Source organism: Nocardioides sp. ChNu-153 (genome assembly GCF_030466625.1).
GTDB lineage: Bacteria > Actinomycetota > Actinomycetes > Propionibacteriales > Nocardioidaceae > Nocardioides.
The window spans coordinates 303,660-324,018 of the sequence record NZ_JADEVT010000003.1; the positions used below are offsets into that span (position 1 = coordinate 303,660).

The window sequence follows — 20,359 nt, forward strand, 5'->3', positions numbered from 1 at the left end:
GAGCCTAGGGCGTCGGCACGTCGCGCGGCAGGGGCGCAGCGGCCCCGGCCTCGGGGACCGTCGCGGGGACGGGCGTCGCCCAGGCGGCGACGGTGGCGACGACCCCGGCGACCACCGGCACGGCGTACGCGGCCTGCGCGCCCCAGGTGTCGATGCACACGCCCGCCAGGGCCGCGCCGGGCGCGATGCCCGCGGCCATGCCGGTGTGGAGCACGGCCATGGCCTCGGTGACGCGGGTGGCCGGCGCCGCCTGCTGCACCAGGCTCATGGCGCTGATGAGGGTGGGGGAGATGGCGGCGCCCGCCACCAGCAGGCACACGCCCAGCACCAGGACGGAGGGCACCACGAGCAGGGGCGCCATGGCGACGGTGAGGGCGAGCGCGGCCCAGCGCATCCGCGCGTGCGGCCCGACGCGCCACTGCACGGCTCCGACGACGACGCCGGCGGCGAGGCTGCCGAGGGCCCAGGCGGCCAGCAGCACACCGGCCCACGCCTTCGCGCCCTGCTCCTCCGCGAACGCGACGGTGGCCACCTCGGCCGAGCCGAAGACGGCTCCGAGGCCGAAGCTCGACGCGGTGAGCGCGGCGATGGTCGCCCACGGCATCCGCGGACGGGCCGCCGACATCGTCGTACGGCGCTCGACCGGGGGCTGGGTGCCCCGCTGGCCGGTCAGCGCCAGGGTGCCGAGCACGCCGGCGGCCACCGCGACGAGCAGCCCGGCGGCGGGGTCCCACGCGGTGGCCAGCACCGTGACGAGGATCGGGCCGGTGATGAAGACCGCCTCGTCGACGACCGCCTCGAGCGCGAACGCCGTCTGCACGCCCGCGGTGTCGCCGCGCAGCACGTGGGCCCAGCGGGCCCGCACGCACGAGCCGACCTGGGGCAGGGCGGCCCCGGCCACGGCGGCCGCGACGTACGCGGTCCACAGGGGCGCCTCGGTCCCGACCGCGGCGACCAGCGCCGTGCCGGCGATCCCGAACACGACGATGGCCGGCGCGAGGGCCCGGGCCTGCCCCAGCCGGTCGGCGAGACGGCCGTGCACGATCGCGAGCGCGGCGTTCGCCAGCACGTAGACGGCCGACACGGCGCCGGCGACGCCGTACGAGCCCGTGTGCTCCGAGACGAGCAGCACGATGCCGAGCGAGACGGTGGAGATGGGGATGCGGGCGACCAGCCCCGTGAGGCTGAACGCGAGGGCTCCCGGCAGCCGCAGGATCCGGGTGTACGACGTCAGCACGACGACCGAGCCTAGGCCGCCCGGGCGTCCCTCCCGGCATCAGCGCGTGCCCTCCGCCTCCCTACGATGGCGCCATGCCGAGCGACACGTCCCCGCCCCCCACCGACGCCCCCGACGTCAGCCCGTACGACGCCCTCCTCCTGGTCGGTTTCGGCGGCCCCGAGGGTCCGGACGACGTCGTGCCCTTCCTGGAGAACGTCACCCGCGGGCGCGGCATCCCGCGCGAGCGGCTCGTCGAGGTCGGCGCCCACTACGACCTGTTCGGTGGTCGTTCGCCGATCAACGACCAGAACCGGGCGCTGCTGGCGGCCATCCGCGAGGACCTGGCGGCCCACGGCATCGACCTGCCCGTCTACTGGGGCAACCGCAACTGGGACCCCTACCTCGACGACGTCGTCACGCAGATGGCGCGCGACGGGGTACGGCGGGCCGCGGCCTTCGTGACGTCGGCCTACTCGTCGTACTCGTCGTGCCGGCAGTACCGCGAGAACCTCGCCGGCGCCGCCCGCGCCGCCGCCGACGCGGGCCTGGAGCCGCCGGTGCTCGACCGGTTCCGGGTCTACTTCAACCACCCCGGCTTCGTGCGCCCCAACGTGGAGGCGGTGCTCGCCGCGCTGCGCGAGCTGCCCGAGGAGGCCCGCGCGGGGGCGCGGATCGTCTTCGTCACGCACTCGATCCCGACGAGCATGAACGACGGCAGCGGTCCGACGGGCGACGCCTACCGCACGCAGCACCTCGACGCCGCGGGCGTGATCGCCGACGAGGTGGCGCGCACCACGGGCACCACCCACGCGTGGGACCTCGTCTACTGCTCGCGCTCCGGCCCGCCGCAGGTGCCGTGGCTCGAGCCGGACGTGAACGACCACCTCACCGAGCTGTCGGCCGCGGGCGTCCCCGGCGTCGTGCTGGCCCCGATCGGGTTCGTGTCCGACCACATGGAGGTCATCTACGACCTCGACACCGAGGCGCTCGCGACCGCCGCCGAGCTCGGCCTCCCGGCCGCCCGCGCGGCGACGGCCGGCACGCACCCCTCCTTCGTGTCGCTGGCCCGCGACCTGCTCCTGGAGCGGGCCGCGGTCGAGCGCGCGGCCGCGGCCGGGAGCGACGCCCCCGAGGCCGCGCTGCCCGACCGGCCCGCGCTCGGCGAGCTGGGCCCGCGGTGGGACCGGTGCGCCGTCGACTGCTGCCCCAACCCCCGGCAGTGGCAGCCCGTCGCCGGCGGGGTGGACGCGTGAGCGCCCCGGCCCGCGGTGCCCGCGCCCCCAAGCCGGGCACGGCCCCCGACGGCACGCCGTACGCCGACCTGCGCGACCTCGCGGTCGGCATCGCCCAGCAGGCCGCCGGCCTCGTGCGCCGTGCCCGCGCCCAGGGTGTCGCGGTTGCCGACACCAAGACGAGCGCCGTCGACGTCGTGACCGAGGCCGACCGCGCCAGCGAGGCCCTCGTCACCGACCTCCTCGCCCGCCTGCGCCCCGACGACGGGATTCTCGGCGAGGAGGGTGCCGACCGCGCCGGCACCAGCGGCGTGCGCTGGGTCGTCGACCCGATCGACGGCACGGTCAACTTCCTCTACGGCATCCCGCAGTACGCCGTCTCGATCGCCGCCGAGGTGGAGAGCGCCGAGGGCCGCCGGGTCGTCGCGGGCGCCGTGGTCGACGTGGCGGCGGGCACCGTGCACGAGGCGTACGCCGGCGGCGGCGCGCGCACCGACGGCGTGCCGATCCACGTGCGCGACGCCGCACCGCTCGCGGAGCGGCTCGTGCTCACCGGGTTCTCGTACGACGCGGAGCAGCGCCGCCGTCAGGCCACGGCGCTCGTCGGGCTGCTCCCGCGGGTGCGCGACGTGCGGCGGATGGGCTCGTGCGCCCTCGACCTGTGCGCCGTGGCCGGCGGGCGCGCCGACGGCTACCTCGAGGAGGGCACCCACCCCTGGGACCACGCGGCCGGCGTGCTCGTCGCCCGCGAGGCCGGCGCACGTGTGGCGACCGCGACCGGGGTCGGCGGACGCGAGCTGCTGGTGGTCGCGCCCGCCGAGGGCTTCGACGAGCTGTACGACGCCGTCGTCGCCGCCGGGTTCACCGAGGCGCCGCCCGCCGAGGCCCCCGTCGGGGCGGCCGCCGAGACCTCCGCGGAGACCCCCGCGGAGACCCCCGCCGAGACCCCCGCGGAGACCTCCGCCGAGGCCCCCGCGGAGGCGGCCGACGAGCCGTCGGTCACGCCGGTGACGAGCGGGAATAGCGGTGCCTAGACCACTGTTGGTGGCACCGGTGTCCGCAGACGGGACACCGGTGTGCGGGACCGGGCGGCGATGGTGCATGATCTGCCGCGCCCAGCACAGGCAACGAGCTACTTCCGGGGATGGGATCTGATGGCAACCGACTACGACGCACCTCGCAAGACCGAAGAGGACCAGAGCGAGGAGAGCATCGAGGAGCTCAAGGCTCGCCGTCACGACAAGAACTCCGGCAAGGTCGACGAGGACGAGACCGAGGCCGCCGAGTCGTTCGAGCTGCCCGGCGCGGACCTCTCGCACGAGGAGCTGGCCGTCGAGGTCAAGCCCCGCCAGGAGGACGAGTTCACCTGCATGAGCTGCTTCCTCGTGCACCACCGCAGCCAGCTCGCGGACTCGACGCGGCTCATCTGCCGCGACTGCGTCTGAGCGCGAGCCGACGCACCGGCCCGCAGGGCCCCGGCAACGCAGAGGCGCCGCCACTCCCGAGGGAGGGCGGCGCCTTCGTCGTCCTACGACACGCTCAGTGCGTGGGGGCCTTCGCCTTGTCCGCGCGCTGGCCGTCGGCCCGCAGCTCGCCGGGCAGGTGGCCCGTGGAGCGCGCGTAGTACTGCGCCGCCTTGCGGGCCGCGAGCATGCGCGCCAGCGCGATGATCGTGCCGCTGGCCACGGCCCAGGCGACGGCCTCCCACAGCTCGACGTCGGGGTCGGCCGGGTTGGCGGGCGGGTTCTTCCCGGTCGCGGCGCGCCACGACGTGGTGAGGCCCTTCTTGGCGACGGCGGCGGCGGCGATGGCGGAGACCGCCGATCCGGCCGTCCAGACCTTCGAGCTCTTCCCGACCTCGTTCGAGCTCTTCGACATGTGCTCCTCCTCGCGGGGCGGTTCGTCCACCGACCGCCCCTCGGGCGGCCGTGCCACCCAACCCTAGGGGGTGCCCGGAGCGGGACCGCTCAGCCGAGCTGACGGGCGCTCGCGACGGCGGCGGCGAGCCGCTCGGGGCGCCGGCAGCTCACGAGCCAGTACGGCGTGGGGTCGGCCGGGTCGGTGATGGTCACCTTGACGCTGCGCCGCAGGTAGGGCCGCAGGACGAGGTAGGCGCGGGCGTCGGCGTGCCGGCCGGCGACGAGCCGGGTCTGCTCCGCGTCGAGGGTGACGACGTCGCCGACGTGCTCCAGCCCGACCTCGGCGCGCCCGGCCACGAGGGTGCCGTGCTCGGTGACGGCGACGCGGGCCCCGCCGTACGTGGCGAGGCCGAGGGCCACGAGGGCGAGCACCAGGACCGCGATGGCGGACGGCACCCACGCCAGGTGCACCGGGAAGGCGACGACCGCCGCGATCCAGAACGAGGCGACGAGCATGGTGCCCTGCACCCACCACCGCAGCGGGACGGTGAGGCGTTCGGCGTACACGTCGCAGAGTTTCCCATCCCCGGGCGACCCGGGCGGCACCGGGCCCGCCCGCGCCGGGACGGGGGCGGCGGGGGCTATGTTCCCGGCGTGGCCGAGACCCCCGACGCACCGCCCCGCCCGGCGGACCCGACCGTCGCGCTCCTGCGCCTGGACCCCGGGCTGGAGCCGCCGGCGTACGCCCACCCGGGTGACGCCGGCGCCGACCTGCGCACGGCGGTCGACGTCGAGCTGGCGCCGGGGGAGCGGCGGCTCGTGCCCACCGGCGTGGCTCTCGCGCTCCCGGACGGCTACGTGGGGCTCGTCCACCCCCGCTCGGGCCTGGCGGCCCGGCACGGCCTCTCCATCGTGAACACGCCGGGGACGGTCGATGCGGGCTACCGTGGTGAGGTCAAGGTGCTGCTGGTCAACCTCGACCCGCGGGAGCCGATCGTGCTGCGGCGCGGCGACCGGATCGCCCAGCTCGTCGTCCAACGGGTGGAGCGCGCCTTCTTCGTCGAGGTCGACGCCCTTCCGGCGTCGGTGCGGGGCGCGGGCGGCTACGGTTCCACGGGGGGATTCGGCGCGACCACCGCGCCCGAGGGTGATGGACCGGCCCCCACCCACGCAGAGGAGAAGTGAGTGAAGTTCCGCCGCAAGCCCCGTGTCGAGGGTGACGGCGTCGCCGGTCCCACCGCGCTGACGCCGTCGTTCGGCGCGCCGCAGCGCACCGACGTGGTGACGACGGGCCCGTTCGACGAGAAGGACGCGCCGGAGGCCGAGCGCGCCGACCTGGGCTCGCTCCTCATCGCACCCGGCCCCGGTCGCGACGTGCGGCTGCAGGTCGACCAGAAGACGCAGCAGGTCCAGGCGGTCATCATCACCGGAGCCGAGGGCGCCATCGAGCTGCGGGCGTTCGCGGCCCCGCGCAACGGTGACCTGTGGGCCGAGACGCGTCCGCTGATCGCGGCCGAGACCGTCCGGCGCGGGGGCTCGGCCGTCGAGCAGGAGGGTCGCTTCGGCCCCGAGCTGCGCTGCGAGGTCACCGTGCAGCGCCCCGACGGCACGAAGGCGCAGCAGCCGTCCCGCGTCGTGGGCGTCAACGGTCCGCGCTGGATGCTCCGCGCCACGATCCTGGGCCGCCCGGTGGCGGACGCGGAGGCCGCCGCGGAGTGGGAGGACGTGCTGGCCGGTGTCGTCGTCCGCCGTGGCGAGGAGGCCATGGCGGTCGGGGACGCCCTGCCCATCACCGTCCCCGAGCAGGCCCGCCGGGTGCAGTAGTGGCGAGCGATGACGCGGCCCGCCGACGCTTCGGTCTCAGCGCGCGGCCGCACGGCCGGGAGGTGCTGGACCAGGAGACCTCCGATCTGCGCCGCGACCACGGCGGCGAGGGCCGCACCTGCATCGGCGACGCCCCCGACCGCGAGCGCGTCCAGCTGTTCGGCATCCTGCGCACCGTCACGCTCCAGCCGCGCGGGGGCGTGCCCGCGCTCCAGGCCGAGCTGGCCGACGGCACCGGATCCCTGACGCTCGTGTGGCTGGGGCGCCGCTCGATCCGCGGCATCTCCGCCGGCCGGTCGATCTCGGTGACCGGGCGCGCCGGCGTGCAGGACGGCGTCCGGGTGATGTTCAACCCCCGCTACGAGCTGAGGCCCTGATGAGCGAGCCCACCGCCGCCCGGGCAGTGGTCGACGTGGACACGGTCGAGGCACTCGTGCGCCGCCAGCTGGCGGCGGCCTTCGGGGGAGCGCGCGGCATCGTGGAGGCGGCCGTGCCCACGGTGCTGTTCACGGTCCTGTGGCTGAGCACGAAGGACCTGCAGCTCGGGCTCGTCACCAGCCTCGCCGTCACGGTGGTGCTCCTGCTCGCGCGGCTCGTGCAGCGCTCGACGGTGCAGTACGTCGTGAACGCGCTGGTGGGCATCGGGATCGGCTGGCTCTTCGTGCACCTCTCGGCCCGGTCCGGGGGCTCCGTCGACGACCAGGCCCTCGCCTACTTCCTGCCCGGCATCCTCTACAGCGCCGGCTACACCGTCCTGGTGGGAGCCAGCTGCGTCGTGGGCTGGCCGCTGATGGGGTTCCTCATCGGCAGCGTCACCGGCGACGCGACGGCCTGGCACCAGGACCGCGGCATCGTGCGCCTGTGCACCCGCCTGACGTGGCTGCTCCTGCTCCCCGGCGCGATCGGCGTGCTGCTGCAGGGCCCGGTGTGGCTGGCCGGTCACTCGGGGGCCCTGTCGGCCGGCACGGCCGTCGCGGTGCTCGCCGCGCTGCGCCTGGGGCTGGGCTGGCCGCTGCGCATCGCGTCCTTCGCCGCCATGATCTGGATGCTCTCGCGCGACCGCACGCCGCTGGCCGACCCGGCCGCGCCCGACGCGCCGGCCGCACCCGCCGGATGAGCGACGTACCCGAGGCCGACGGCCTGTTCGAGGTCCCGGGTGCCCGGCCGCCCGCCCGGAGCGGGTCGGGCTCGCTGAGCTCCGCCGACCACGCCGCCGCGCCGCTGGCGGTGCGGATGCGTCCGCGCACCCTCGACGAGCTGGCCGGCCAGGAGCAGCTGCGCGCCGCCGGCTCCCCGCTGCGCCAGCTGATCGAGGGCGACCGGTCGCTGAGCCTCCTGCTGTGGGGCCCGCCCGGGACGGGCAAGACCACGATCGCCTCGATCGTGTCGCAGCAGACGCAGCGGCGCTTCGTCGAGGTCTCGGCGGTCTCCGCCGGCGTCAAGGAGGTGCGGGCCGCCATCGACGCGGCGCGCGCCGACCTGGTGCGGACCGGCACCGAGACCGTGCTCTTCGTCGACGAGGTGCACCGCTTCTCCAAGGCGCAGCAGGACGCGCTGCTGCCCGGCGTGGAGAACCGGTGGGTGACGCTCGTGGCGGCCACGACCGAGAACCCCTACTTCTCCGTCATCTCCCCGCTGCTCTCGCGCTCGCTGCTGCTGCGCCTGCAGTCGCTCACCGACGAGGACGTGGCCGCGGTGATGGACCGGGCGCTGGGCGACGAGCGGGGTCTCGCCGGCGCGCTCACCATCACCGACGAGGCGCGCGCGCACCTCGTGCGGATGGCCGGCGGCGACGCCCGCCGCTCGCTCACCTACCTCGAGGCTGCAGCCGCAGCCGCGACGTCGCGCGGCTCCGACGAGATCGACCTCGCGACGACCGAGACGGCGGTCGACCAGGCCGCGGTGCGCTACGACCGGCAGGGCGACCAGCACTACGACGTCATCAGCGCCTTCATCAAGTCGGTGCGCGGCTCGGACGCCGACGCGGCGCTGCACTACCTGGCCCGCATGTTCGAGGCGGGGGAGGACCCGCGCTTCATCGCCCGCCGCCTCGTGGTGCTGGCCAGCGAGGACGTCGGGCTGGCCGACCCCACCGCCCTGACGACGGCGGTCGCCGCGGCCCAGGCGGTGCAGCTCATCGGGATGCCCGAGGCCCGGCTCAACCTCGCCCAGGCCACCGTCGCGCTCGCCGTCGCGCCGAAGTCGAACGCCGTCTACAAGGCCATCGACGCCGCGCAGGCCGACGTCCGTGCGGGCAAGATCGGCACGGTGCCGCCCCACCTGCGCGACGCCCACTACGCGGGCGCCAAGAAGATCGGCCACGGCGCGACGTACCAGTACGCGCACGACGCGCCCTACGGCATCGCCACCCAGGTCTACGCCCCGGAGCCCGTCGCCGACCGCACCTACTACGAGCCGACGGCGAACGGCGCCGAGGCCGCGCTGGGGGAGCGCTGGGCCCGCATCCGCCGGATCGTGCGCGGGCAGCCCGGCGACGGCGCGACGCGTTGAGCACCCCGCGATAAGGTCACCCTCCATGAGCGACGTACTGACGACGCCCTGGGTGCTGCCGTGCCTGGTGCTCGCCGCCCTGGCCGTCGTCCTCGTGCTCACCGTCGTCGTGCTGCGCCGCCAGGCGCGCACCCGCGCCGAGCTCGCCGCCGCCCGTGCCGACGCCGCCGAGCTGCGCGCCCAGGTCGCCGCGGTGGAGCGCCGGGAGGCGGAGCGGGACCGTGCGGCCGGTGACGTCGCCCGCAGCGAGGTGGCCCCCGCCGCGCGCCGCCGGCCGGCCCCCGACTACGTCATCACCCGCCTCGGCGCCGAGCCCGCGGCCCCCGTCGCACCGGCCGGCCCCCGGCGCACCGTCGAGGTCGCAGGTCGCGTCGACGGCCGGCTCTTCGCCGACCTCGTGCTGCGCGAGACGCTGGTGCGGGCCGCGGCGGTGACCTACGGCGTACGGCGCGCGCTCGCCCCCGAGACCCGCAACCGCGTGCGCTTCGAGGTACGGCGTGAGGTCAAGCGGTCGCGCCGCGCGCGCCGCGCCGAGCTGAAGCAGGCCCGCCGCGACCTCCACGCCCGCCAGCGCGCGGAGGAGGCGGCGTGAGGGGCGGCATCTGGTTCGTCACCGGCGCGGGCGCCGGCCTGTGGGCCGCGGTGCGCGCCCGGCGGGCCGCCGAGGCGCTCACGCCCGACGGGGCCCGCGACCGGCTCGCGGGGCTCCGGGTGGGCGCCCGCATGCTCGCCGAGGAGTTCACCGCCGGCGCCGCGGAGAAGGACGCCGAGCTGCGCGAGCGGTTCGGGCTCGTGCCCCACGGCCTGCCCGAGCTGACCCCGGGTGCGCGCGGCGCCACGGTGCCTGGCAGCATCACCGCGCCGGATCAGGCCCCCGACGGCCCCGCCGGGGTCGCCGGTGCCGCCCCGGCCCCGCACCACCCCCTCGACTCGACCCCCGGCCCCCGCGCCGGGCAGGAAGGCAGCAGCTGATGGACACCGCGGAGATCCGCCGCCGGTTCACCGACCACTTCGCGAGCAACGCGGCGGTCGGCGAGCACACGGTCGTGCCCTCGGCCTCGCTGCTCCTCGACGACCCGAACCTGCTGTTCGTCAACGCGGGCATGGTGCCGTTCAAGCCGTTCTTCCTCGGGCAGGAGACCGCGCCGTACCCGCGAGCCACCAGCATCCAGAAGTGCGTGCGGACCCTCGACATCGAGGAGGTCGGCAAGACCACCCGCCACGGCACCTTCTTCGAGATGTGCGGCAACTTCTCCTTCGGCGACTACTTCAAGGAGGGCGCCATCACGCTCGCCTGGGAGCTGGTCACCAAGGCCCAGGCCGACGGCGGCTTCGGGTTCGACGAGTCGGTGCTCTACCCGTCGGTGCTCGACGGCGACGAGGAGGCGGTGGCGCTGTGGAAGCGCATCACCGGGCTCCCCGACGACCGCATCGTGCGGCTGCCGCCCAAGGAGAACTACTGGTCGATGGGCGTGCCGGGCCCCGGCGGTCCCTGCTCGGAGATCCTCATCGACCGTGGGCCGGCGTACGGCGCCGACCGCGACTGGGACGCGGGCGACCGCTACCTCGAGTTCTGGAACCTCGTCTTCATGCAGGACGAGCTGTCCGCGGTGCGCAGCAAGTCCGACTTCGACGTCGCCGGCTCCCTGCCCCGCAAGAACATCGACACGGGCATGGGCCTGGAGCGGGTCGCGTACCTGCTGCAGGGCAAGGACAACATGTACGAGATCGACGTGGTCTTCCCCGTCATCGAGCGCGCCCAGGAGCTCACGGGCCGCCGGTACGGCGCGGACCCGGCCGACGACGTGCGCTTCCGGGTCGTCGCCGACCACGTCCGCTCGTCGATGATGCTCATCAACGACGGCGTGACTCCGGGCAACGAGGGCCGCGGCTACGTGCTGCGCCGCCTCCTGCGCCGCGCCGTCCGCTCGATGCGCCTGCTGGGGTACGGCGACCCGTCGCTGCCCGAGCTGCTCCCCGTGAGCCGCGACAAGATGGGCGAGGGCTACCCGGAGCTGCTCACCGGGTGGGACCGGATCAGCCGCGTCGCGTTCGCCGAGGAGGAGGCGTTCCGCAAGACGCTCCAGGCCGGCACGCAGATCTTCGACCTCGCGGCCGGCGAGGTGAAGCAGTCCGGCGGTGACCGGCTCTCGGGCGCGAAGGCGTTCGCGCTGCACGACACCTACGGCTTCCCCATCGACCTGACGCTCGAGATGGCCTCCGAGGCCGGCCTCAGCGTCGACGAGCAGGGCTTCCGCGGCCTCATGCAGGCGGCCCGGGAGAAGTCGAGGGAGGACGCGCGCCGCAAGAAGGGGCAGCACGCGGACACCTCGGCGTACCGCGGGGTGCTCGACGCGCACGGCCCGACCGAGTGGCTCGCCTACGAGACGCTCGAGACGGAGTCGCGGCCGCTGGCGCTGCTCGCCGACGGCGCCCCCACCGACGTGCTCACCGCGGGCCAGGTCGGCGAGCTGGTGCTCGACCGCACCCCGTTCTACGCGGAGTCCGGCGGCCAGGCCGCCGACGCCGGCACCATCGAGTTCGACGGCGGGCGCCTCGAGGTGCTCGACGTCCAGCGACCGGTCAAGGGTCTCGTGGTCCACCAGGTGCGCGTGGTCGACGGCGAGCTGGCGCTCGGCTCGCGCACCGGCGGCACCCTGCAGGCCCGCGTCGACCCGGACTGGCGCATCGGCGCCCGCCAGGCCCACTCCGGCACGCACGTGGTGCACGCGGCGCTGCGCGAGGTGCTCGGCCCCTCCGCGCTGCAGTCCGGCTCCTACAACCGCCCGGGCTACCTGCGGCTCGACTTCGGCTGGACCCAGGGCCTCACGCCGGGCCAGGTGCACGACATCGAGCAGGTGTCGAACCAGGCGCTGCGCGCCGACCTCGCCGTCGCGGCCCAGTTCATGACGCTCGGCGAGGCCCGCGAGTGGGGCGCGCTGGCGCTGTTCGGCGAGACCTACGACGAGACGAAGGTCCGCGTCGTCGAGATCGGTGGGCCGTGGTCGCGCGAGCTGTGCGGTGGCACGCACGTCGACCACTCGTCGCAGATCGGCACCCTCGTGGTGACCGGCGAGTCTTCGGTCGGCTCCGGCAACCGGCGCATCGAGGCCTTCACGGGCGTCGAGGGCTTCGCCTACCTCGCCCGCGAGCGCGACGTGGTGGCCCAGCTGACGGGTCTGCTCAAGACCCAGCCCGACGACCTCGTCGGCCGGGTGGGCGACCTCGTCGAGCGCCTGCGCGCTGCGGAGAAGGAGCTGGAGCGGGCCCGCCTCGTGCAGCTCCTCGCCGGGGCGGGCGAGCTGGCCGCCGGCGCCCAGGACGTGGGCGGGGTGGCCGTGGTCGCCACCCGTGCGCCCGGCGCGGCCGGGGGCGACGTGCGCACCCTGGCGCTCGACGTGCGGGGCCGCATCGCACCGTCGCGACCCGCGGTCGTCGTGGTCGTCGGCGACGGGGGCGGCAAGCCCGCCGTGGTCGCCGCGGTCAACGACGCGGCGCGGGAGCGCGGCCTCAGCGCCAACGCGCTCGTCCGGGCCGCCGGCCCCCACCTGGGGGGCAAGGGCGGCGGCAAGGACGACGTGGCCCAGGGCGGCGGCACCGACGTCGGCGGCATCGACGCGGCGCTCGCGGCGGTGCTCGACCAGGTCCGCGCCACCGCGGGCGACGGCGCCTGAGCGGGCCACGATGAGCGGAGTGCGGCTGGGGATCGACCCGGGGGACGCCCGCATCGGGGTCGCCCGGTGCGACCCCTCGGGCATCCTCGCCACACCCGTCGAGACCGTGCGGCGCGGGCCGGGCGACCTCGCCCGACTCGTCGCGCTGCGCGACGAGGTCGAGGCCGTGGAGGTCGTGGTCGGCCTCCCGCGCTCCCTGTCGGGCCGCGAGGGCCCGGCGGCGGCGAAGGTCCGCAAGTTCGCCACGCAGCTGGCGTCCCGGCTGGGTGGCACCCCGGTCCGGCTCGTCGATGAGAGACTCACGACCGTGTCCGCGGAGAGCATGCTGCGCGCGAGCGGTCGCAAGGCCAAGAACCAGCGGTCGGTCGTCGACCAGGCCGCTGCCGTGCTGATCCTGCAACACGTCCTGGACACCGAGCGGCGCACGGGGGTCGCGCCCGGCCGACTCCTCGAGGAGAACGATGTCTGACCCGTCCCCGCACCACGACGACCGCCTGGACGTGCTGGGTGCCGACGACCCGTACGACGAGCACCACGCGTACGACGAGCACGCCGGCTACGACGAGGTCCACCACGACGAGGAGGCCTACGAGCCCCGCCGTCAGGGTGGCTCGCGCCGCGCGAAGAAGAAGCGCAGGCCCGTGGGCTGCCTGCTGGGCTTCCTCGTCGTCATGGCGCTCGTCGTGGGTGGCCTCTACCTCGGCGTGAGCTGGGTGGCCGACCGGCTGGGCGGCGGGGGCGACCCCGAGGACTTCGACGGCGTCGCCTCGGTCGAGGAGTGCGCGACCTCCGGCGAGGTCGAGATCACGGTCCCGGAGGGCTACCTCATCGGGCAGATCGGTCGCCTGCTCGCGGACGAGGGGGTCGTCGCCTCGAGCGGCGCGTTCACGTCGGCGGTCGGGGCCGGCAGCGTCCGGGACGGCACGCGGACCATGTGCGAGGGCATGAGCGGTGCCCAGGCCGCCGAGCTGATGACGAACGCCGACTACATCGGCGGCGGCAACGGCATCACGATCACCGCGGGCCGGACGGCCGAGCAGACCTTCGCGCTCCTCGCGGAGGCGACCGGACTCCCCGTCGAGGACTTCGCCGCGGCCGCGGAGGACCCCGCCATCGGGCTGCCGGAGGGCGCCGACAGCGTGGAGGGCTACCTGTTCCCGGACAGCTACGACTTCGGGCCCGAGCCCACGGCCGTCTCGATCGTGACGCAGATGGTCGAGCGCTGGAAGGAGGTCGCGGCGGAGGTCGGTCTCGTCGACGACGCGGTCCCGGGCTACACCCAGGCCGAGCTGCTGACGGTGGCCAGCATCATCGAGAAGGAGGTGCTGCTCCCCGAGGAGCGGCCCGCCGTCGCGGAGGTCATCTACGACCGGCTGGCGGACCAGTGCGTCGGCGTGCCCGCCGGCCTGCTGCAGATGGACTCGACCGTCAACTTCATCAAGGGCGAGACCGACACCCCGTTCACCACCGACGAGGACCGCGCCGTCCAGAGCCCCTACAACACCTACGTCGAGCCGGGCCTGCCCCCGGGCCCCATCTCCGCCCCGGGGCGCAGCGCGATGGAGGGCGCGGTCAACCCGACGTCGGAGGGCTACTGCTACTTCGTCGCAGCGGGGGACGGGTCGAACTCGTCCGACTTCGCCGTGACCTACGCCGACCACCTCGAGAATGTCCGGCGCGCCCAGCAGCAGTGACCGCCTCGGGCGGTGCGCGGTCGTGGGCGACCCGATCGCGCACTCGCTCTCGCCGGTGCTGCACACGGCGGCGTACGACGCCCTCGGCCTGAGCGGGTTCAGCTACGTCGCCGAGCGGGTGCCGGCGGGCGGTCTGGCCGACTTCGTGGCGGGGCTCGACGCCTCGTGGCGCGGGCTGTCGGTGACGATGCCGCTCAAGCGCGAGGCGGCCCGGCTGGCCGACGAGGTCACGCCGCTCGCGGCGGCGGCCGGTGCCGTCAACACGCTGGTGCTCGACGCCGGCCGGGTGCGGGGCGACAACACCGACGTGCCCGGGGCGGTGAACGCGCTGCGCGAGCGGGGCGTCGACACGGTCCGCTCGGCCACCGTGGTGGGGGGCGGCGCGACCGCGACGTCGGTGTCGCTGGCGCTGGCCGACCTCGGCGTCCGGTCCATCACGCTGGTGGTGCGCTCCGCGGAGCGGGCGGCGGAGACGCTGGCCGCGGTGCAGGCGCACCCGTCGGCCCCCGACGTGGCGGTCGCCGGCGCGGAGGACGTGGCGCCGCCGGGCGAGGTCGTGGTCTCGACCGTGCCCGTCGAGGCGCAGGGGCCCGAGCTCGTGGAGCGCCTGGCGGTGGCGCCGGTGGTCTTCGACGCCGTCTACGACCCGTGGCCCACCCCGCTGGCCGAGGCCGCCGAGCGGCACGGCGCGGTGCTCGTCAACGGGCTCGACCTCCTCGTCCACCAGGCGCTGCTGCAGCTCGAGCAGTTCACCGGCGAGCGCGTGGGCGTCGACGTCATGCGCGACGCCGGCCTCGCGGCGCTGCGCGAGCGCTGAGGGGCCCAACCGTGGTGGTCGAGGTCGGTGCGGTGCTCGTCGGGGCGACCGCCGCGGCCGCCCTGGCCGCCGTGCTGCCCGCCGCCCTGGCCCGGGTGCCCGACCCGCCGCCGTACGAGGACGACGACGAGGCGGACGTCGGCATCGGTGCCGCGGCGCCCGACGCGCCGACGTACCCGACCTTCGGCGAGCTCGCCGCCGCGCCGGCCCTGCCGTTCGGTCTCGCCGTCGTCGCCGCGCTGGCGGGCGGGCTGCTGGGGGCGCACACCGGCTGGGCGTGGCCGCTGGCCTGGCTCGTGGTGCTGGCCGGCGTGGGCACGCTGCTGTCGTGGGTGGACCTGCGGACCTACCTGCTGCCGACGCGGATCATCTACCCGACGTACGCCGTGGTGGCCCTGCTCATGGCGACGGCGTGGCTGGTGGAGGGCGACGGTGCGCCGGTACGGCGCGCCGCCGTCGGGCTCGCGGTCGCGCTCTTCTGCTACTGGCTGCCGTGGCGGATCAACGCGAGCTGGATGGGCTTCGGCGACGTGCGCCTCTCGGGCCTGCTCGGCGCCGTGCTGGGCTGGGCCGGGTGGGCCGAGCTGGCGCTGGGCCTCTACCTGCCGTTCCTGCTCGGCGGGGTGGTCGGCGGGCTGCTGATGCTGCTGCGGGTGCTGGGCCGCTCGTCGTACCCGCTCGGGCCGTTCATGTTCCTCGGCACGCTGCTCGGTCTGCTCCTCGGGCCGTCGGTGCTGCCGGGCCTCGCGGCGTGAAAGACTCGCCCCCATGCTCCGATGGCTCACCGCGGGGGAGTCGCACGGCCCCAGCCTGGTCGCGATCCTCGAAGGTCTTCCCGCCCACGTCCGCGTCACGTCCGGCGACGTCGCCGACGCGCTCGCGCGCCGCCGCCTCGGCTACGGCCGCGGCGCGCGCATGAAGTTCGAGCAGGACGAGGTGCGCTTCGTCGGCGGCGTCCGGCACGGCGCGACGCAGGGCGGACCGGTGGCGGTCGAGGTCGGCAACACCGAGTGGCCCAAGTGGGAGAAGGTCATGTCGGCCGACCCCGTCGACCCCGCCGAGCTGGAGAACAGCGCCCGCAACGCCGCGCTGACCCGGCCCCGCCCGGGCCACGCGGACCTCGTGGGCATGCAGAAGTACGACTTCGACGAGGCCCGGCCCGTGCTCGAGCGGGCCTCGGCCCGCGAGACCGCGGCGCGCGTCGCGCTCGGCGCCGTCGCGGCCGCGTTCCTCGAGCAGACGACGGGCGCGCGCATCGTGTCCCACGTCGTCGAGCTCGGCGGCGTGCCCGCCCCGGCCGGCTCCGTGCCCGGCCCGGACGACGTCGAGCGCCTCGACGCCGACCCCGTCCGCTGCCTCGACGCGGCGGCGAGTGCCGCGATGGTCGAGCGCATCGACCAGGCCCACAAGGACGGCGACACCCTCGGCGGCGTCGTCGAGGTCGTCGTGCACGGCCTGCCGCCGGGCCTGGGCTCGCACGTGCACTGGGACCGCCGCCTCGACGCGCGCCTCGCCGGCGCGCTCATGGGCATCCAGGCCATCAAGGGCGTCGAGGTCGGCGACGGCTTCGAGCTGGCCGCCACGCCGGGCTCGCAGGCCCACGACGAGATCGTCGCCGACACCCCCGGCGCCGCCCCGGACCAGCTCGGCCTGCGCCGGGCCACGGCCCGCGCGGGCGGCATCGAGGGCGGCATGTCGACCGGCGAGGTGCTGCGCGTGCGCGCGGCCATGAAGCCGATCGCCACCGTGCCCCGCGCCCTGCGCACCGTCGACGTCGCCTCGGGCGAGGCGACCGTCGCGCACCACCAGCGCTCCGACGTCTGCGCCGTGCCGGCCGCCGGCATCGTCGCGGAGGCCATGGTGGCGCTCGTGCTGGCCGACGCCGTGACCGAGAAGTTCGGCGGCGACTCCGTCGGCGAGACCCTGCGCAACGTGGAGGGCTACCTCGCGGCGCTGAGGGTCCGGTGAACCCCACGACCCGCCCCCGGGCGGTGCTCGTCGGCTCGATGGGCGCCGGCAAGACCACGGTGGGCGCCGAGCTGGCGCGCCGGTGGGGCGTCGGGTTCCGCGACACCGACGCCGACGTGGTCGCCGCGGAGGGCCGCGAGGTCGCCGACATCTTCGTCACCGACGGGGAGGCGCACTTCCGCGCCCTCGAGCGCGAGGCCGTCGCCCGCGCGCTGGCCGAGCACGACGGCGTGCTCGCGCTCGGTGGGGGTGCGGTCGTCGACCCCACCACCCGCGCGCTGCTCGAGGGCCACGTCGTCGTGTTCCTTGAGGTCGGTCTCGCCGAGGCCGTGCAGCGGGTCGGGCTCGGCGCGTCGCGGCCGATGCTGCTCGGCAACGTCCGCGGGCGGATCAAGGCGCTGCTGGACGAGCGCACCCCGGTGTACGCCGGGCTCGCCACCGTCCGCGTCCCCACCGACGGCCTCGACCCGGCGCAGGTGGCCGACGAGGTCGAGGCCCGGCTGGAGCACGCCCGTGCCTGAGACCGCCCCCGTCGTCGGTACGACGACCCTCCACGTCGGCGGCGCGTCGCCGTACGACGTCGTCATCGGCTCCGGGGTGGGCGAGCACGTCCTCCCGATGCTCGGCGACGGCGTGCGCCGCGTCGCCGTGCTGCACCCCGAGGGCCTGCGCCACCTCGCCGCACCCGTCGTGGAGCGTCTCGAGGCCGCCGGACTCGCGGTGCTCGAGCTGGCCCTGCCCGAGGGGGAGGGCGCGAAGACCGCGGCCGTCGCCGTGCGGGCCTGGGACGCGCTGGGCGAGGCGGGCTTCACCCGCTCCGACGCGGTCGTGACCGTCGGCGGCGGCGCCACCACCGACATGGGCGGCTTCGTCGCCGCCACCTGGTTGCGCGGCGTGCGGGTCGTGCACGTGCCGACCACGCTGCTGGGCATGGTCGACGCGGCCGTCGGCGGCAAGACCGGCATGAACACCGCCGCCGGCAAGAACCTCGTGGGCTCGTTCCACGAGCCCGCCGGCGTGGTCTGCGACCTGGCCACCCTCGCGACGCTGCCGCACGACGAGCTCGTCAGCGGGCTCGGCGAGGTCGTCAAGTGCGGCTTCATCGCCGACCCCGAGATCCTGCGGCTCGTCGAGACCGACCCGGCGGGCGCGGTCGACCCTGCGAGCCCCGTGCTCGCCGAGCTGGTGCGCCGGGCGGTGCAGGTGAAGATCGACGTCGTGGTCGGCGACCTGCGGGAGACCGCGGGCACCAGCGGCGCCGAGCACCCGGGGCGCGAGGCGCTCAACTACGGCCACACCCTCGCGCACGCGGTGGAGCGCGCCGAGGACTACACGATGCGCCACGGCGAGGCGGTGGCCATCGGCATGGTCTTCGTCGCCGAGCTCGCCCGGCGCACCGGGCACGTCGACGACGCCCTGGCCGACCGGCACACGAGCGCGCTGGCCGCCGTGGGGCTGCCCACGTCGTACGACGGCGCCCCCTTCGAGGAGCTGCTGGCCACGATGCGGCTCGACAAGAAGTCGCGCGGCGACCAGCTGCGCTTCGTCGTGCTCGACGGGCTGGCCCGGCCCCGGATCCTGGCCGGGCCCTCCGAGGCCGACCTGCGGGCCGCGTACGACGTGGTCCGCACGGGCGGCCGGGGGTGAGCGGCGCGCGGACGGGCACGCCCGTGCTCGTGCTCAACGGCCCCAACCTCGGGCGTCTCGGGCGCCGGCAGCCGGAGATCTACGGCCGCACGACGTACGACGAGCTGGTCACCGCGTGCGAGCGGTGGGGGGCGGAGCTCGGGCTGACCGTCGAGGTGCGCCAGACCAACCACGAGGGCGTCCTCGTCGACTGGCTCAACGCGGCCGCCGACGACGCGGTGCCGGTGGTGCTGAACGCGGCCGCGTGGACGCACTACTCCTACGCGGTCTTCGACGCCTGCGCCCAGCTCGCGGCGCCCCTCGTCGAGGTGCACCTGTCGGACCCGACCACCCGTCCCGAGAGGTGGCGCCACACGTCCGTGGTGACGCCGCACGCGGCAGCGGTGGTCGCGGGCAAGGGTGTCGACGGCTACCGCGAGGCACTGGAGTTCGTGGCCGCCGCGGTCGCTCGCTAGACTCGCCCGCTGGCGTGCGCTGCGGCGTACCCGACCCCCACCCGTCGAGAGAAGGCTGACCGAGCGCATGGCATCCACGAACGACCTCAAGAACGGCATGGTCCTCAACATCGACGGTCAGCTCTGGGCCGTCGTCGAGTTCCAGCACGTCAAGCCGGGCAAGGGTCCCGCGTTCGTCCGCACCAAGCTGAAGAACGTCGAGTCCAACAAGGTCGTCGACAAGACCTTCAACGCCGGCACGAAGGTCGAGACCGCGACGGTCGACCGCCGCACGATGCAGTACCTCTACAACGACGGCACCAGCTACGTCTTCATGGACACGGGCACGTACGACCAGATCGAGGTCGCGCCCGAGATCGTCGGGGACGCCAAGAACTTCCTCCTGGAGAACCAGGAGGCGATCGTCGCCACCAACGAGGGCCGCGTGCTCTTCATCGAGCTCCCCGCCTCCGTCGAGCTGCTCATCACCTACACCGAGCCGGGCCTGCAGGGCGACCGCTCCACGGGCGGCACCAAGCCGGCCACGCTGGAGACGGGCCACGTCATCAACGTCCCGCTGTTCATCAGCAACGGCGAGAAGGTCAAGGTCGACACCCGCGACTCCTCCTACCTGGGCCGCGTCTCCAGCTGATGGGGGCTCGCACCAAGGCGCGCAAGCGTGCCCTCGACGTGCTCTTCGGTGCGGAGATGCGCGGCGAGGACGCCGTCGAGGCCCTCGACGCCGCCATCGCGGCCGGCGAGGCGCCGGGCAACCCCTACACGGAGGTGCTGGTGCGCGGCGTGCACGAGCACCGCGCCGAGATCGACGGGGTGCTGTCCGCACGGGCACAGGGCTGGTCGCTCGAGCGGATGCCCGCCGTCGACCGCAACGTGCTGCGCATCGGGGTGTGGGAGATCCTCCACGCCGACGACGTCGACGCCGCCGTGGCCATCAGCGAGGCGCTGACGCTCGTCGGCGAGCTGTCCACCGACGAGTCGCCGGGCTTCGTCAACGGCGTGCTCGCCTCCGTCGTGCGCGAGCAGCGCCAGGCCTGAGCCGCGGCTCCACCCCGGCTCCATCCGGGCTCCACCGCACGTCCGCCGACCCGGCGCCCCTCCACGGGGTGCCGGGTTCGTCGTGTCCCGGGATGGCCCGCGTTTGTCGGCCGGGGCCCGCGGGTAGGCCGGGCCGGCAGCCGTGCCCGCGCCGCCGCTCGGGACCGTGGACGACAGGAGGAGCCCGGTGACCCTGCCCGACCCGCACCCCGGCACCGGGGAGCACACGAGCGAACGGCTCTACACGACCGACGAGCTCGAGGCCTACACCGTCGAGCGGGACCGGGCCCAGGGTCGTCGCCGCGCCGACGTCGCCGCCGAGGCGCCGGCCGCCGACCCGGGCGACCCCGCCGGGCTCGTGCCCCCACCCCCGCTCGCCCCGCCCGTCGCGCCCGCGGGTGCACCCGCGCCGCCGCTCGGGTAC

At 75.4% G+C, this 20,359-nt stretch carries 25 protein-coding genes; 22 read left to right on the forward strand and 3 right to left on the reverse strand.

Annotated features, from left to right (window positions below; all coding sequences use genetic code 11):
* Window positions 1-4: 4 nt before the first annotated feature.
* The gene (locus INN71_RS07440) at window positions 5-1,237 is read right to left on the reverse strand and encodes an MFS transporter (RefSeq protein WP_277501413.1); all 1,233 of its coding nucleotides are present in this window, start codon (window positions 1,235-1,237) and stop codon (window positions 5-7) included.
* A gap of 74 nt (window positions 1,238-1,311) precedes the next feature.
* Between INN71_RS07440 and INN71_RS07445 the strand changes: the two genes are divergently transcribed.
* The 3 genes from INN71_RS07445 (at window position 1,312) to INN71_RS07455 (ending at window position 3,896) form a co-directional block, all read left to right on the forward strand.
* On the forward strand, window positions 1,312-2,472 hold the full coding sequence (locus INN71_RS07445) for a ferrochelatase (protein WP_301800019.1): 1,161 nt from the start codon (window positions 1,312-1,314) through the stop codon (window positions 2,470-2,472).
* Window positions 2,469-3,485 (forward strand): inositol monophosphatase family protein, encoded by a 1,017-nt coding sequence (locus INN71_RS07450; protein WP_277501168.1) that lies wholly within the window; start codon window positions 2,469-2,471, stop codon window positions 3,483-3,485. The genes INN71_RS07445 and INN71_RS07450 overlap by 4 nt, the downstream gene beginning before the upstream one ends.
* Window positions 3,486-3,605: 120 nt before the next feature.
* Complete coding sequence (locus INN71_RS07455; RefSeq protein WP_277501169.1) at window positions 3,606-3,896, forward strand: DUF4193 domain-containing protein; 291 nt, start codon at window positions 3,606-3,608, stop codon at window positions 3,894-3,896.
* Window positions 3,897-3,990: 94 nt separating this feature from the next.
* On the opposite strand, the gene INN71_RS07460 is transcribed toward INN71_RS07455, so the two are convergent.
* Complete coding sequence (locus INN71_RS07460; protein ID WP_277501170.1) at window positions 3,991-4,359, reverse strand: DUF4235 domain-containing protein; 369 nt, start codon at window positions 4,357-4,359, stop codon at window positions 3,991-3,993.
* Window positions 4,360-4,418: 59 nt separating this feature from the next.
* A complete protein-coding gene (locus INN71_RS07465; RefSeq protein ID WP_277501172.1) occupies window positions 4,419-4,877 on the reverse strand; it encodes a DUF3093 domain-containing protein in 459 nt (152 codons plus the stop codon).
* Between the two features lie 87 nt (window positions 4,878-4,964).
* On the opposite strand from INN71_RS07465, the gene dut reads away from it, so the two are divergent.
* From dut to INN71_RS07560, 19 genes are all read left to right on the forward strand, one after another.
* A complete protein-coding gene (dut, locus tag INN71_RS07470) occupies window positions 4,965-5,495 on the forward strand; it encodes a dUTP diphosphatase (protein ID WP_346813333.1) in 531 nt (176 codons plus the stop codon).
* A complete protein-coding gene (locus INN71_RS07475) occupies window positions 5,496-6,134 on the forward strand; it encodes a DUF3710 domain-containing protein (protein ID WP_277501174.1) in 639 nt (212 codons plus the stop codon).
* Between the two features lie 62 nt (window positions 6,135-6,196).
* Window positions 6,197-6,511 (forward strand): OB-fold nucleic acid binding domain-containing protein, encoded by a 315-nt coding sequence (locus tag INN71_RS07480; RefSeq protein ID WP_277501175.1) that lies wholly within the window; start codon window positions 6,197-6,199, stop codon window positions 6,509-6,511.
* A complete protein-coding gene (locus INN71_RS07485) occupies window positions 6,511-7,251 on the forward strand; it encodes a DUF3159 domain-containing protein (protein WP_277501176.1) in 741 nt (246 codons plus the stop codon). Before INN71_RS07480 ends, INN71_RS07485 begins: the two co-directional genes overlap by 1 nt.
* A complete protein-coding gene (locus INN71_RS07490) occupies window positions 7,248-8,645 on the forward strand; it encodes a replication-associated recombination protein A (protein ID WP_277501177.1) in 1,398 nt (465 codons plus the stop codon). The genes INN71_RS07485 and INN71_RS07490 overlap by 4 nt, the downstream gene beginning before the upstream one ends.
* A 25-nt stretch (window positions 8,646-8,670) precedes the next feature.
* Window positions 8,671-9,237 carry a hypothetical protein gene (locus tag INN71_RS07495; protein ID WP_277501178.1) on the forward strand — a complete coding sequence of 189 codons (567 nt, stop codon included), beginning with the start codon at window positions 8,671-8,673 and terminating at the stop codon, window positions 9,235-9,237.
* Window positions 9,234-9,617: a DUF6167 family protein gene (locus INN71_RS07500; RefSeq protein ID WP_277501179.1), complete on the forward strand. Its 384-nt coding sequence runs from the start codon at window positions 9,234-9,236 to the stop codon at window positions 9,615-9,617. The genes INN71_RS07495 and INN71_RS07500 overlap by 4 nt, the downstream gene beginning before the upstream one ends.
* A complete protein-coding gene (gene alaS / locus INN71_RS07505; protein ID WP_277501180.1) occupies window positions 9,617-12,319 on the forward strand; it encodes an alanine--tRNA ligase in 2,703 nt (900 codons plus the stop codon). Before INN71_RS07500 ends, alaS begins: the two co-directional genes overlap by 1 nt.
* 10 nt (window positions 12,320-12,329) lie before the next feature.
* Entirely contained in the window at window positions 12,330-12,788 is a 459-nt protein-coding gene (gene ruvX / locus INN71_RS07510) for a Holliday junction resolvase RuvX (RefSeq protein WP_277501181.1), read from the forward strand.
* Window positions 12,781-14,013: an endolytic transglycosylase MltG gene (gene mltG / locus INN71_RS07515; protein ID WP_277501182.1), complete on the forward strand. Its 1,233-nt coding sequence runs from the start codon at window positions 12,781-12,783 to the stop codon at window positions 14,011-14,013. Before ruvX ends, mltG begins: the two co-directional genes overlap by 8 nt.
* Window positions 13,988-14,830 carry a shikimate dehydrogenase gene (locus INN71_RS07520; protein WP_277501183.1) on the forward strand — a complete coding sequence of 281 codons (843 nt, stop codon included), beginning with the start codon at window positions 13,988-13,990 and terminating at the stop codon, window positions 14,828-14,830. Before mltG ends, INN71_RS07520 begins: the two co-directional genes overlap by 26 nt.
* An 11-nt stretch (window positions 14,831-14,841) precedes the next feature.
* Window positions 14,842-15,585, forward strand: a complete 744-nt coding sequence (locus INN71_RS07525; RefSeq protein WP_277501184.1) for an A24 family peptidase — start codon at window positions 14,842-14,844, stop codon at window positions 15,583-15,585.
* A 13-nt stretch (window positions 15,586-15,598) separates the two neighbouring features.
* Window positions 15,599-16,798, forward strand: coding sequence for a chorismate synthase (gene aroC, locus INN71_RS07530; RefSeq protein WP_277501185.1), 1,200 nt, complete (start codon window positions 15,599-15,601; stop codon window positions 16,796-16,798).
* Window positions 16,795-17,319 (forward strand): shikimate kinase, encoded by a 525-nt coding sequence (locus tag INN71_RS07535; protein ID WP_346813339.1) that lies wholly within the window; start codon window positions 16,795-16,797, stop codon window positions 17,317-17,319. Before aroC ends, INN71_RS07535 begins: the two co-directional genes overlap by 4 nt.
* On the forward strand, window positions 17,312-18,445 hold the full coding sequence (gene aroB / locus INN71_RS07540; protein ID WP_277501186.1) for a 3-dehydroquinate synthase: 1,134 nt from the start codon (window positions 17,312-17,314) through the stop codon (window positions 18,443-18,445). Before INN71_RS07535 ends, aroB begins: the two co-directional genes overlap by 8 nt.
* Entirely contained in the window at window positions 18,442-18,900 is a 459-nt protein-coding gene (locus INN71_RS07545; protein WP_277501187.1) for a type II 3-dehydroquinate dehydratase, read from the forward strand. The genes aroB and INN71_RS07545 overlap by 4 nt, the downstream gene beginning before the upstream one ends.
* Window positions 18,901-18,967: 67 nt before the next feature.
* A complete protein-coding gene (gene efp / locus INN71_RS07550) occupies window positions 18,968-19,531 on the forward strand; it encodes an elongation factor P (protein ID WP_277501188.1) in 564 nt (187 codons plus the stop codon).
* A complete protein-coding gene (nusB, locus tag INN71_RS07555) occupies window positions 19,531-19,935 on the forward strand; it encodes a transcription antitermination factor NusB (RefSeq protein ID WP_277501189.1) in 405 nt (134 codons plus the stop codon). The genes efp and nusB overlap by 1 nt, the downstream gene beginning before the upstream one ends.
* 187 nt (window positions 19,936-20,122) lie before the next feature.
* The coding region (locus tag INN71_RS07560) for a hypothetical protein (protein WP_301800022.1) at window positions 20,123-20,359 on the forward strand (237 nt) is incomplete at its 3' end.